This is a genomic window from Paramesorhizobium salinisoli (assembly GCF_003335045.1).
Taxonomy (GTDB): Bacteria; Pseudomonadota; Alphaproteobacteria; order Rhizobiales; family Rhizobiaceae; genus Paramesorhizobium; species Paramesorhizobium salinisoli.
Genome location: NZ_QOZG01000003.1, coordinates 190,221 through 203,275, shown reverse-complemented (window position 1 = coordinate 203,275; position 13,055 = coordinate 190,221). Strand labels below are relative to the sequence as shown.

General features: G+C 58.8%; 10 protein-coding genes. 2 read left to right on the top strand and 8 right to left on the bottom strand.

Annotated features, from left to right (window positions below):
- Positions 1-18: 18 nt before the first annotated feature.
- Both argS and DUT91_RS07965 read right to left on the bottom strand, forming a co-directional pair.
- On the bottom strand, positions 19-1,776 hold the full coding sequence (gene argS, locus DUT91_RS07970; protein ID WP_114440162.1) for an arginine--tRNA ligase: 1,758 nt from the start codon (positions 1,774-1,776) through the stop codon (positions 19-21).
- A 30-nt stretch (positions 1,777-1,806) separates the two neighbouring features.
- Positions 1,807-3,009: a deoxyguanosinetriphosphate triphosphohydrolase gene (locus DUT91_RS07965; RefSeq protein ID WP_114439855.1), complete on the bottom strand. Its 1,203-nt coding sequence runs from the start codon at positions 3,007-3,009 to the stop codon at positions 1,807-1,809.
- A 147-nt stretch (positions 3,010-3,156) separates the two neighbouring features.
- Between DUT91_RS07965 and erpA the strand changes: the two genes are divergently transcribed.
- On the top strand, positions 3,157-3,492 hold the full coding sequence (gene erpA, locus DUT91_RS07960) for an iron-sulfur cluster insertion protein ErpA (RefSeq protein ID WP_114440161.1): 336 nt from the start codon (positions 3,157-3,159) through the stop codon (positions 3,490-3,492).
- Positions 3,493-3,558: 66 nt separating this feature from the next.
- Positions 3,559-4,341: an exodeoxyribonuclease III gene (gene xth, locus DUT91_RS07955; RefSeq protein WP_114439854.1), complete on the top strand. Its 783-nt coding sequence runs from the start codon at positions 3,559-3,561 to the stop codon at positions 4,339-4,341.
- A 136-nt stretch (positions 4,342-4,477) separates the two neighbouring features.
- Here xth and DUT91_RS07950 read toward each other — a convergent pair whose 3' ends face one another.
- The 6 genes from DUT91_RS07950 to DUT91_RS07930 form a co-directional block, all read right to left on the bottom strand.
- The gene (locus tag DUT91_RS07950) at positions 4,478-5,212 is read right to left on the bottom strand and encodes a tetratricopeptide repeat protein (RefSeq protein ID WP_425373771.1); all 735 of its coding nucleotides are present in this window, start codon (positions 5,210-5,212) and stop codon (positions 4,478-4,480) included.
- Between the two features lie 136 nt (positions 5,213-5,348).
- On the bottom strand, positions 5,349-5,810 hold the full coding sequence (locus DUT91_RS25765; RefSeq protein WP_160113634.1) for a hypothetical protein: 462 nt from the start codon (positions 5,808-5,810) through the stop codon (positions 5,349-5,351).
- A gap of 16 nt (positions 5,811-5,826) precedes the next feature.
- Positions 5,827-7,083, bottom strand: coding sequence for an OmpP1/FadL family transporter (locus DUT91_RS07945; RefSeq protein ID WP_114439852.1), 1,257 nt, complete (start codon positions 7,081-7,083; stop codon positions 5,827-5,829).
- Between the two features lie 355 nt (positions 7,084-7,438).
- Entirely contained in the window at positions 7,439-10,171 is a 2,733-nt protein-coding gene (locus DUT91_RS07940) for a valine--tRNA ligase (RefSeq protein WP_114439851.1), read from the bottom strand.
- 156 nt (positions 10,172-10,327) lie between these two features.
- Positions 10,328-11,266, bottom strand: coding sequence for a PopZ family protein (locus DUT91_RS27270; protein WP_114439850.1), 939 nt, complete (start codon positions 11,264-11,266; stop codon positions 10,328-10,330).
- A 291-nt stretch (positions 11,267-11,557) separates the two neighbouring features.
- Entirely contained in the window at positions 11,558-12,931 is a 1,374-nt protein-coding gene (locus DUT91_RS07930; RefSeq protein ID WP_114439849.1) for a TolC family outer membrane protein, read from the bottom strand.
- Positions 12,932-13,055: the final 124 nt, after the last annotated feature.

The window sequence follows — 13,055 nt, the reverse complement described above, 5'->3', positions numbered from 1 at the left end:
ACAGTTATTTCCTGCGCTTTAGCGCATTTCCGTCGGGGCGTCCGCTCCTATAATCGATAATCCGGACGCCAGGACATCAGAAACGACCTGAACCAGCCCTAGCCTGGCAAGAGACAAGTCTGGATCGTTAACCTTAATAAAACGTAAGTCCGGATTTTCGGTCCCTTTGTTCCACTGCGCATGGAAGGCGCTGGCGAGGTCATAGAGGTAGAAAGCAAGCCTGTGCGGCTCCTGGTGAAGCGCCGCGCTTTCGATCAGTCGCGGATATTCCGCAAGCTTGCGGACAAGCGCGATTTCGCTCTCGTCAGTAAGCTTTTCCAGGTGCCGCCCCAGGGTTTGCCGGTCGAGTTTCTCGAACCCTGCCTGATCCTTCGCCTGCCGGAATACCGAATGGCAGCGCGCCGAGGCATATTGCACGTAGAATACCGGATTGTCCTTGGAGTGCTCCGTGACCTTGGCGAAATCGAAATCGAGCGGCGCGTCATTCTTGCGGTAAAGCATCATGAAGCGCACGGGATCGCGCCCGACCTCATCGACCACCTCGCGCAGCGTCACGAAATCGCCAGATCGTTTCGACATGCGTACCGGCTCGCCCGCCCGGAACAAACGAACCAACTGGCAAAGTATGGCCGTCAGCTCCGCCTTGCCTCCGGAAACGGCCCGCGCCAGGGCTTCCAGCCGCTTGACGTAGCCGCCATGATCGGCGCCGAGCACATAGATCATCTCCTCGAAGCCGCGATCGTACTTGTTCTTGAAATAGGCGACGTCAGCCGCGAAATAGGTGAACGCGCCGTCCGACTTCATCAGCGGGCGGTCCATGTCGTCGCCGACATCGGTCGAGCGGAACAGGGTCTGCTCGCGATCTTCCCAATCATCGGGCAACTGCCCCTTCGGCGGCGGGAGCTTGCCCTTATAGACATGCCCCTTCAGCGTCAGATCGTTGATCGCCGAGCGAATCGCCCGCGCATTGTCGGCGTGCAGCGAGCGTTCGGAGAAAAACACGTCATGGCGCACGTTCAACGAGGCGAGATCGGCCCGGATCATCTCCATCATGGCGTCGATCGTGCGATCCTTGACGATGGCAAGCGCCTCCTCGTCCGGCATCTGCAGCAATTCGCGACCATATTGCGCGGCAAGCGCCTTACCGACCGGAACAAGATAATCGCCGGGATAGAGCCCTGAGGGTATCTCGCCGATCTCGTCGCCAAGCGCCTCGCGATAGCGCAGCATCACCGAGCGCGCGAGAACATCGATCTGCGCGCCGGCGTCGTTGATGTAATATTCCTTGGTGACGTCATATCCCGCAAATTGCAGTAGATTGGCCAGCGCGTCGCCCACGACCGCACCGCGGCAATGACCGACATGCATCGGGCCCGTTGGATTGGCGGAGACATATTCGACATTGACCTTGCGCCCGCCGCCAACCGTCGAGCGGCCGTAATCGGTTCCTGCCTCGACCATGGAAGCCAGTTGCCGATGCCAGTAGCTATCCTTCAGCTGCAGGTTGATGAAACCGGGGCCGGCGACATTGACCGACGCCACATCCACGTCCCTCTCCAGCGCCGCGGCGATGCGCTGCGCGAGATCACGCGGCGCCTCTCCAACCGCCTTCGAAAGAACCATCGCCGCATTGGTTGCGATATCGCCATGGGATGGATCGCGCGGCGGTTCTACGCCAACGCGGGACAAATCCAGCGCAACGCCATCTTTTGGTGTTAAATCAATTCCCTGCAGCGTTTTTTTGATCCGCTGGTCGAAATCTGCGAAGATATTCATGGTCTGTCCCGGATTGATGTTGGGCACGGATTAAGCCAATTCGGGTGTATGGTCAAACAGGCGCCTGTGCTCGCGTATCGCATAGTTGTCGGTCATCCCTGCGAGAAAGTCGGCTATGCGGCGCGCCTGCACAGGCAACGCGCATGTTTCGAGCCCGGCGCGCCACTCTTCGGGCAGTGTACTCGGATCATGCATATAGACCTCAAAGAGATCGCGCACGATCCTGTCGGCAGCCTGCCTGACGGAAACCACGCTCTCATGAAAATAGAGGTTTTTATAGAGAAAGCGCTTGAGCGTCTTTTCCGCCTCGCGCATCTCGGCGGAAAACGCCACCACGGCCGAATGCGCCTCTCGCACCGCCTCGGCCGAAGGGGGATTGAGAGCGGCGAGATTGTTCTGCGACTGCCCTATAACGTCTTCGACCATGATGGTGATCTGCCGCCGGACCAATTCATGCCCTGTCCGCACCGCGTCGAGCGAGGGATATCGGCCACGCACCTGATCCAGCAATTGCCGCGTCAAAGGCACCTCATCCAGAATCTCAAGGGTCAACAGGCCCGAACGCAGCCCGTCATCGATATCATGCGCATTATAGGCGATGTCGTCGGCAATTGCCGCGCATTGCGCCTCCAGGCTGGGGAAGCTCGAGAGCTCAAGGTCATGCTGCCTGCTATAGTCGAGGATCGGCTGCGGCACGCTCTCGTCGCCTGCCAAGGGGCCGAGCAAGGGTCCGTTATGCTTGACCAGCCCTTCCAGCGTTTCCCAGGTCAGGTTGAGGCCATCGAAATCGGCATAGCGCCGCTCAAGCCTGGTAACGATCCGCAGGGACTGAGCATTGTGGTCGAACCCGCCAAAATCGCTCATCTTTTCGTTGAGCGCATCTTCGCCCGTGTGACCGAAAGGCGTATGCCCGAAGTCATGCACCAACGCGATGGCCTCCGCCAGATCCTCGTCAAGCCGCAAAGCACGCGCCAGCGCACGGGCGATCTGCGCCACCTCGATCGTATGCGTCAGGCGGGTTCTGTAGTGGTCGCCCTCATGGGCGATGAAGACCTGCGTCTTGTGCTTCAGGCGGCGAAAGGCCGTGGAATGGATGATGCGATCGCGGTCACGCTGGAACGGCGTGCGCGTCGGGCTTTCGCTTTCCGGAAAGAGGCGTCCACGACTTTTCGAGGGATCGCACGCATAGACAGCCCTCTCCCGGTAGCCGAAACCGATACCTTGCAAACTCATTGCATCATCACCGTAATATGATTACACGCGCCGGCGGCCAACTGTCGGCAGCATTGACTTCGGGGCCGCCAATTCATAGCTATGCATGGAGCTAATTCATAGTCGGGAGTGAATTCTTCCCGGAGAGAATTGACCATGGATGCGATCATGAGCGAAACGACGAGCATTTCCGTATCCGATGCCGCTGCAAAGCGCATCGCTGCGATTCTCCAGTCCGAACCCGGCAAGACCGCGCTTCGCGTTTCCGTCGAGGGTGGCGGTTGCTCTGGTTTTTCCTATAAATACGATCTGGTCGATACGCAGACCGAGGATGATATCGTCATCGAAAAGCATGGCGCGCGCGTTCTCATCGATACGATTTCGCTTCCCTACATGGATGGTTCGGAAATCGATTTTGTCGATGATCTGATGGGGCAGTCCTTCCAGATCAGAAATCCCCATGCCGTCGCCTCCTGCGGCTGCGGCACCAGCTTCGCCATTTGATATCAAGGCCGGGGACATCGCCATCGCGCTCTTGCCCTCCACGGCTTGTCGGCCTATGCCTAGACGATGAAAATCGCTACCTGGAACATCAACGGCATCAAGGCCCGGATCGATAACCTTCTGCATTGGCTGAAGGAATCGGACCCGGATGTAGTCTGCCTCCAGGAAATCAAATCCGTGGACGAGCAATTCCCGCGGCTGGAGATCGAGGCGCTGGGCTATCATGTGGAGACACATGGCCAGAAAGGTTTCAACGGCGTCGCCATCCTTTCCAAGAATACGCCTGACGAAGTCTCGCGTGGTTTGCCCGGCGAAGATACGGACGAGCAAGCCCGCTTCATCGAAGCCGTATTCTCGCGAGCGTCCGGCGTCATCCGCGTCGTCTCGCTTTATCTGCCGAACGGCAATCCGGTGAACACGGAGAAGTATCTCTACAAGCTCGCCTGGATGGAAAGGCTGGAGCGCTGGGCAGAACAGCGCCTAGCACTGGAGGAGCCGCTGGTGCTTGCCGGCGACTACAATGTCATTTCACAGCCGGAGGATGCCAAGCATCCCGAGCAATGGCTCAATGACGCGCTTTTCCTACCCGCCACCCGTCAGGCATTCCGCCGGCTTGAAAACCTGGGGTTCAGCGACGCGATCCGCTCCGTCACCGATGCGCCGGGAGTCTACTCGTTCTGGGATTACCAGGCCGGCGCCTGGCAGAAGAACAACGGGATCCGCATCGATCATCTGATGCTATCGCCGGAAGCCGCCAGCCACCTCGTTTCCGCCAATATCGAGAAGCATGTGCGTGCTTGGGAAAAGCCCTCGGATCACGTGCCGGTTACGATCGAGCTGGCGCTTTAGGACGTTCCGTAACAGTTGAGGCAGCGTTGAGGAATGGATTCCAGTGACAAGCACTTGAATCCATTCCTCGCCCTCTACGCTTCCGCAAAGATGCAGAATACCTCGTGGCCGAACAATTCTTAAAATCAGGAATACGCTAAAAATCACCTGTCCGGACTATATCGCCCGCGAGTGAAATGGCTGTCCGGCGATCGGCTTCGCCGGCAACAGAGAAAGCCCGCTCCTGCATGTCGCGGATCCACTCGCAATCGTTCGATGGACAGCGCTCGAAAGCCGCGGTGAGCATGGCCAGGCCGCGTACGGTCTTGCCTGCCTGGAACAGCATGTTGCCAAGCATGGCCTGCGCGCTTGCATTGCCCTTCTGGGCGGCGAGCCGGAACCAGCGAGCGGCCTGCACGGGATTGGGCGCACCGCCCTCGCCTTTCAGCAGCATCTTGCCAAGTTCGAACTGCGCTGCCGGATCGCCGAAATTCGAGGCGGCCTGGACATAGAGATCGCGAGCAATGTTCGGATTAGCCTCCACAGGGGATCCAGGAATGCCGCGTCTCACATATCCGGCCAATGCGACGAGCGCGTCGGCAACGTAGCTTTCGTTCGGCGAGCCGGGCTCGGCCCCATCGCGTACGATCTTCTCGAACATCTGATAGGCTTCGAAATCGTTTTCCTTGACGCCGTCGCCCTCCGCATACATGCGGGCAAGCTTCCATTTGGCGCCCTGATGTCCTTTTTCCGCGGCATAGCGCAATACCTTGAGCGCTTCGTCCTTATGACCACTCTTATAAGCGGAAAAGCCGAACTTGAAGAGTTCGAAGGGGCTGCGGCTCTTTTCGGTGTCGTCGGCCACGTCGAAGGCGTGAGCATGTCCGCACATAACGGCGAGCGACACAGCCAAACCGACTATCGGACCGAATATCGGATATGTGAGGTGTTTAACGACTCGCATTACAACGCTTTTCTTTCGACGCTAGCGGACAACACTTCGGAGGAGCCAGTTCCCGTCTGTCTTGTCAGCCACAGTGCTGAATTGTCCGACTGGAAAAGATGACCGATGTTTTCGGCAAGAGTACGGCTGCGGCACGGCGCCATTTCGTCCCCGGCGGTTCCGACACCCGCAGACGACCGCCCCATCCACGCGCGATGGGACGAAAACAGCAAATTCTCCTTCGGAATAACAATCGTATCCATTCCAACTCACCCCGACATTGCAGCACGACTACCGGCTGGACTTTTGTCCTGCACTCGGTCGTAGCCCCCGTTCCTTTCGGGTGCTCCGGGTTTGTGGCGGGAAATGGGCAAAACCGTCCACCCATCTTCAACTGCAATTCATGGCGAAGGAACTGTTGCTGAATCGACACAAAATTGGAGGTAGATTTGCTCATAAAGCGATTTGCGAGCAATTTGGAGATCATACCCCAATATTGAACTTCCCTAAAAAAGCCCGGCAAAAAGCCGGGCTTTTCCAGATTCATACTCGGAAATCCGTCTCTAGAACTTCAGCTTTGCCGAAACCGAGAGAGCACCAACGAAATCGTTGCCGAAATCGGCGATAGAGCCGGTGGGATTGGGTCTGCCATCGATAGTGGTATTATCTTTTGTTCCCGACGTCAGCAGGCCCACAACACCGGCGAGGCGAATCTCGATCCGGTCGTTCGGGGAATAGGTTGTACCGAGGCCGAGCGTCCAGGTATCCGTCTGGGACTGCAGGCCCGTCGACGTGCCGCGATCCCAGGTGAGGCTTGACGCCACCGACCATTGATCGTTGAGCTTATGCCCGACACCGCCGGTAACGGTCCAGCCATCCCGGTAGTACAGATCAAGACCGGTAATCCGGGCGCCTACTGGAATTGCGCCAAATGGCCCAGGAAGACTTGCACTGGTATTCAGGAAATTAACCGCATCCTGATTCGACCAGTTGGTCCATTTGACCGAACCGAATGCGAGCCAGTTCGGCGCGATGCCGGTCTGGAACTTGAACTCGACCGAGTCCGGGACTTCTGCCTCGCCCTCAACGGGAATGGTGATGGGAAACAGGCCGGTGATCGTCCCTGCCAGATTGTATTTCACCTTCGACTGATAGACCAGCGAGGCGCGCAAGGCATATTCAGGAATCTCATAGGCCGCGCCGAGACGCCAACCCCAGCCCTTGTCTTCTACATTGAGATAGCCGGTCCGGAACGGCAGCGTTGCGCCAAAAGGAGTGGGAAAGCCGGCGGGCAGGTAGCGGGACTGATAGCCCTCGACTTCCTGATAGGAAACGCCGCCCAGGATACGCACAAAGCCCTTCTCGCCAGCCGCGAAGCGGTAGGAGCAGTTGAGCCCGTAATCACGCGATGTGATTTTCTGCTCGATGGCGGTGTACATCTCCACCGTGTTCGTGCCGACATCGGTATGGATGCCGACCGGCTCGCGATATTGCGCGGCGCAGGCAAGGTCGTCGGTAAGATCGACCTTGGCCGAGAATTTCGGCACCGCATAGCCCCGGGTTTCACTGGTGCTCGTCTCATAGGGACGGCCGGTTGTCGGATTGATACCACCAGTCGCGGCCCCTACCGCTGATCCGCGAATGTTCTTCAGCTTCCGCCCAGGCTTGACATAGGTGACGCCGCTTTCGATGCGCGTACCCGGTTCAAACAGAATATCGAAATCCTGTGAGGTGCGTTCCAGGCCCCCCGCCTGTGCGCTGGCAACGGTTCCGGCTGCAATGAGAGCCGCTCCGATTATTGTGGTTGTTCCCCTGTTCATTTGTCCTCCCCGGATCAACGATTGATTTGAATTTTGACGAAAACGTAACATGAAAGTGTTGCCCGGCAAGTAGCGATTGAAACCCCTCTCGATCAGCGAAAAAGCACATCCCCGAAAATCGCGCGTTTTTCACCTAGAGCGATAATTTATAAGAAGATTCTCATGCAAAGCGAACAAGGAAACCACCAATATCGATGATTTTAGACCAATCTGGAGCTGCTGTTGCCAAGGCGCAACAATGGCAAAAAAATGTTTAAAGCTGGGCGGAAGAGGCTGCCGCTACCCAAACGCATGCGGCCCGACACAAAGGTCGGGCCGGCAGCTGTAGGTCGAATCGAGTAGCTGGATAGATCAGCTATTCCGCGCTTTCGATGCGCGTCAGCGCGACGGAAATCTTTTCCGCCGCCTCGCGGAATTCGTTGAGCTTTTCCCGCTCTGCCTCCACGATATCTTCACGCGCATTGGCGACAAACTTCTCGTTGGAGAGCTTCTTTTCGATGCGCTCGATCTCAATCGTGATCTTGCCTGCTTCCTTGGAGAGCCGCGCTGCTTCAGCCTTGAGATCGATCAGGCTGCCGAGCGGGAGGCATGCGGTTGCCTCGCCGACAACGATCTGTGCCGATGCTTTCGGCGCCTCCGAGGCCAGCGCGATCGATTCGACGCGCGCGAGGCGCTTGATCGCCGCATCGTGACGTTCGATCCTGTCGCTGGTCATGCCATTCGCACCCAGGACGATGAGGGGAGCGAGAGCAGAAGGCGGTACGTTCATCTCCGCGCGCACCGAACGGATGCCGGTGACGAGTTCGATCAGCCAGTTGATGTCGGCAGCGGCAGCGCCGTCCTCGAAATCGAGGACCGGCCATTCCGCATGGGCGAGCAAAGTCGCGCGCACCTGCCCTTCACCGGCGGTATGCGCCCACAATTCTTCCGTCATGAACGGCATAAACGGATGAAGCAGCTTATAGATCTGGTCGAGACAATAGGCGGCACAGGCCTGCGCCTCCTTCTTGGCAGCTTCGTCCTCGCCCATGAAGATCGGCTTGAGCAGTTCCAGATACCAGTCGCAGAACTGGTTCCAGACGAATTTATAGGCCGCGCCCGCCGCTTCGTTGAAGCGGTAGGTGGTGATCCCGTCTGTAACGGCGCGTGTCGCCTGCGTCAGTTCCGTCAGAATCCAGCGATTGACGGCAAGCTTCGTCGCGCCGGGATCGAAGGCTTCGTCGCGCGCGACTCCGTTCATCTCGGCAAAGCGGGTGGCGTTCCAGAGCTTGGTCCCGAAATTGCGATAGCCGGAGATACGCGCCGGGTCGAGCTTCACGTCGCGCCCCTGCGCCGCCATGATGGCGAGCGTGAAGCGCAGCGCATCGGCGCCATATTCGTCGATCAGTTCCAGGGGGTCGATAACATTGCCCTTCGACTTCGACATCTTGGCGCCGTTCTTGTCGCGCACCAACGCGTGCATATAGACGGTGTGGAATGGCTCCTCATCCATGAAGTGCAGACCCATCATCATCATGCGGGCGACCCAGAAGAAGATCAGGTCGAAACCGGTGACGAGAACATCGGTCTGGTAATAGGTCGCCAGCTCCGGTGTCTTGTCCGGCCAACCGAGCGTCGAGAACGGCCACAGCGCCGAGGAAAACCAGGTATCCAGTACGTCAGGGTCACGCTGCAGTTCCGTCGGCGCACCATAATGCGCTGCGGCGGCGGCAAGCGCTTCCTGCTCACTCTTTTCAACAAAAATCGTGCCGTCCGGTCCATACCAGGCCGGGATCTGGTGGCCCCACCAGAGCTGGCGCGAGATACACCAGGGCTGGATGTTTTCCATCCACTGGAAATAGGTCTTTTCCCAATTGGCGGGAACGATCTGCGTCCGCCCCTCGCGCACGCTGGCGATCGCCGGCTTTGCGAGTTCGGCGGCGTTGACATACCATTGCTCGGTCAGGAACGGCTCGATCGGCACCCCGCCGCGATCGCCATGCGGCACCGCATGGGTATGATCCTCTATTCTCTCGAGGTAGCCGCCCTCCTCCATCATCTCGACGATACGCTTGCGCGCGGCGAAGCGATCGAGGCCATCGAGATCACGGATCAACTGATCGAGACCGCTCGATTTCTCCAGACCTTCCAGGAAGTCATTGTTCTCCCTGAGGATTATCGCCGCATTGACAGTCAGGATATTGATCTGGCGAAGGTCGTTTCGCCGGCCAACCTCGAAATCGTTAAAATCATGGGCAGGCGTGATCTTGACCGCGCCGGACCCTGATTCCGGATCGGCATAATCATCGGCAACGATCGGGATGTGACGTCCGACCAGCGGCAGCACGACATTGTTGCCCACCAGCGCATGATAACGCGCATCGCCGGGATTGACCGCCACGCCCGTATCGCCAAGCATGGTTTCCGGCCGTGTCGTGGCGACGACGATAAAGGTATGCGGGTTTTCCGGATCGAAGGGCACGTTTTCCAAGGGATAACGGAAATGCCAGAGATGCCCTTTGACCTCGCGCGATTCCACCTCGACATCGGAGATGGCGGTCAGAAGCTTGGGATCCCAGTTCACAAGGCGCTTGTCCTTGTAGATGAGGCCTTGCTTGTACAGCGTGACGAAGACCTCAAGAACTGCCTTGGACAGTCCCTCATCCATCGTGAAGCGTTCGCGCGACCAGTCGCATGACGCGCCGAGGCGCCGCAATTGATTGGCGATCATGCCGCCGGATTCGGCCTTCCACTGCCAGATGCGTTCAATGAACTTCTCGCGCCCCATGGCGTGCCGGTTCGGCTCCTGCCGCTCCATGAGCTGTCGCTCGACAACCATTTGCGTGGCAATACCGGCATGATCCATGCCCGGCTGCCAGAGGACATTCTTTCCGCGCATGCGCTCAAAACGGATGAGAATATCCTGGATCGTGTTGTTGAGAGCATGGCCCATATGCAGCGAGCCGGTGACGTTCGGCGGCGGAATGACGATTGAGAATGGATCGGCGCCCGGCTTCGCTCCGGCTCCGGCCTTGAAGGCGCCTGCCTTTTCCCAGAGTTCGGCGATCTTCGGCTCGGTGGCCGCGGCGTCATATGTCTTCTCAAGCATGAAAATGTCCGTCTCTGTGCGGAAACAAAGCTGATTAAAGCGGATGCCGGTTCAAATCACTTTTAAAGGGATTTTGAAAGGGAAAATACCGCGAAAGAACGAAATCCCGCCTCCGGAGAAGCGGGATTTGGCAATTCCGGCCGTACTGTGGAAATATCAGGCGCGGCCTGCGCGCACGACACGTTCAATTTCCTCGCGCACCAGACGCTCGACAAGGCCTGGAAGATTGTTGTCCAGCCAGTCCTGCAGCATCGGGCGCAGCATTTCCTCCGCCATCTCATCAAACGAACGACGCTGCTCGGCGCGCAATACAGTCGAGAGATCCTCGAAGGCCGCGGCCACCTGGCGGCCTGTCGCCTGTGAAATGATCGGGTTCGCAGCAGCCGCAATATTGGACATCAGTTCCTCGCGTGCAGCCTCGGCACGTCCGTCAGCCGCCACTGAAGCCCTGGGCAGTTCAACTGTGTCTGAGGATTTGTCGGTCGGCTCCATCGCCGCAGGCTCATCTCCATGTGCGTCGTCTTCTGCCGCCTGGGCGAGCCCCGTCATCCGGGCTGCGGCAGACTGCCGATCGTCGTTGCTGGCATCGAGGATGGGCTCATAATCGTCATCGGCATCATCGGCCGCATCGACATGTGCAAGACCTGCGTCGAAACGCGGCTGAACGCCAGCCGGCGCGGAGCCGCTGTCACCTGCCCGAGCGGTGACTTCATCATCTACGCGCGGCGAATGCGCCGTCTCAGCGCCGACATCGAGGGAACCGCGCAAGCCGATGCGCGCCGCAAGCGCATGCATCGCCTCTTCCGCATGCTGTGTCCGCCGCTCATCATCCGCATCTTCAGCCTCGTCGCGATTCGACGAGGGCTGTATAGGCTTCAACACGGGTTCCGGTTCACGGCGAAACTCAGCAATTTCGCTACGTCCCTGGACGGGCAAGGGCGTCACGCCAGCCGCCACACCGGATGCGACATTGACGCGCTCCGGTCGGGGCGGCACGCTCTGCCGCACCACATCACTGTCTTCGATGATCCGACGAATGGAAGCAAGAATTTCTTCCATGGAGGGTTCACGCGCCGCGCTTGATGTCTGTGCCATATTCCTGTGCCGATTGTCTTCTTCGCCGCCTCGTACGGCGAATCCCTATGCACAGGGTATCGGACGAAACGCCATTTGAGAATCCCTGCCGGAGCGATGGGGGAGCCAACCCACAGGATTATCAAATCGTCAGCCGGAAATCGCATATCCGCCGCAGAAACGTCTGCAGATTCAAATAATTGCAAAGCCAATTGAACTTCGCGCGTCAATTCCGGGCATGACGCGGATCGTCATAAAAGAAAACGGCACCTCGCGGTGCCGTTTTTGATTCTAATGGAGCTGAACAGAGCCTCAGCGGCCGTCGGGGGTCCGCAGGCCGATCCACTTGTCCTTTACGGCCTCATAATGCTCTTCCGGCCTGTGCTCGGCGACCCGCAGGCCCAACTGGCTCACCGTCAGACGGCCAGTCGCCTGCAACAGCGCATAACTTGCAACCACCACATCGTGCTCCGCCTGGACGAGCGCGATCTGGACGGCCACCAGATCATTCTGCGCGTTCAATACGTCGAGCGTAGTGCGCTGGCCGACCTTGCGCTCCTCCATGACGCCTTCGAGCGCGAGCTGCGCAGCCCGAATACCGTCGCGATTGGCGCGGACCGACGCGCGCGCGCCTTCGAGTTGCGACCATGCCGAACCGATCGCAGCCCGAACAGAATCTCGTGTCACATCGACCTCGATGCGCGCCTGCCCCAACTGTTCCTTGGATTGGCGCACCTGCGCCGACGTCCGGCCGCCTTGGTAGATCGGGACCGTAACGCCCAAGCCGACGGAGGCAGCATTGCCGTCTCCCTGCGACAGGCCGGCATAGGTATCGGTATGGCTGACGCTGGCACTGAGCCCGACTGTCGGCAGCAGCGCGCCTTCCCTCGCCTTGACGGTATAGCCGGCCGCATCGACCGCATATTTCGTGGCGAGTATCGCAGGGTGGCTGGCGGCCGCGATCTGATAAGCCTGATCGATCGAGCGCGGCAGCGCCTTCGAAGCAGCGGAGGCAGTTCTCAGGCTGCCCGGCGAAGTGCCGATCACCTGGCGATAGACCGCCTCGGCCGATTTAACGTTGGCGCGCGCCTGGTTGAGTTGCGCGATGGCAGTAGATCGGGTTGCCTCAGCCTGCGCCACATCCGTCCGCGTTCCCTCGCCTACGTCAAGACGGGCCCGCGCGGCGCGCACCTGCTCGTTCATGGCGGCGAGATTGCGTTCGCGCAAAACCACGATCTGGCGGTTCTGGTAGACATCCATGTAGGCCTGAGCCGCCTGGAACAGGGTGTTCACTTCGTCGTTGCGAAGGTTTTCGCGCTGGGCATAGACCATGGCTTCAGCGGACGCGACATTGTTCCTGGTCTGAAATCCGTCGAAAAGCGTCTGGTTGAGCGTGATGCCGTAAGTGCCTGCCGTCGTATAGCGGTTGCTCTGACCCGAACGGCTGCGACCCACATCCACCGTGCCACTGATCGTCGGGCGGTAGCCGGATTTAGCGATGGCTACATCCTCGTCCCTGACCCGGACCCCGGACCGCGAGGAATTGAGCGTTGCATTGTTCTGATAGGCCTTGGCCAGCGCGCCGGAGAGCGTTTCGGCAAGGACCGGATTACCCGTCAAAACCGTGCCCGAAAGTAATGCCGCAGCCAACCATCCCTTGCATACTTTGAACACCGTGAACCTCATATGATCAGTCGAATCTCTTGACCGAACCAGTCGGTTCGGGCCCGCATTAATAACCGGTAAATTTCACCTTTTCTATCTGTGCCATAGCTGCAAGCACAAACAAAGTCAGAAGCGTTGCAGATAT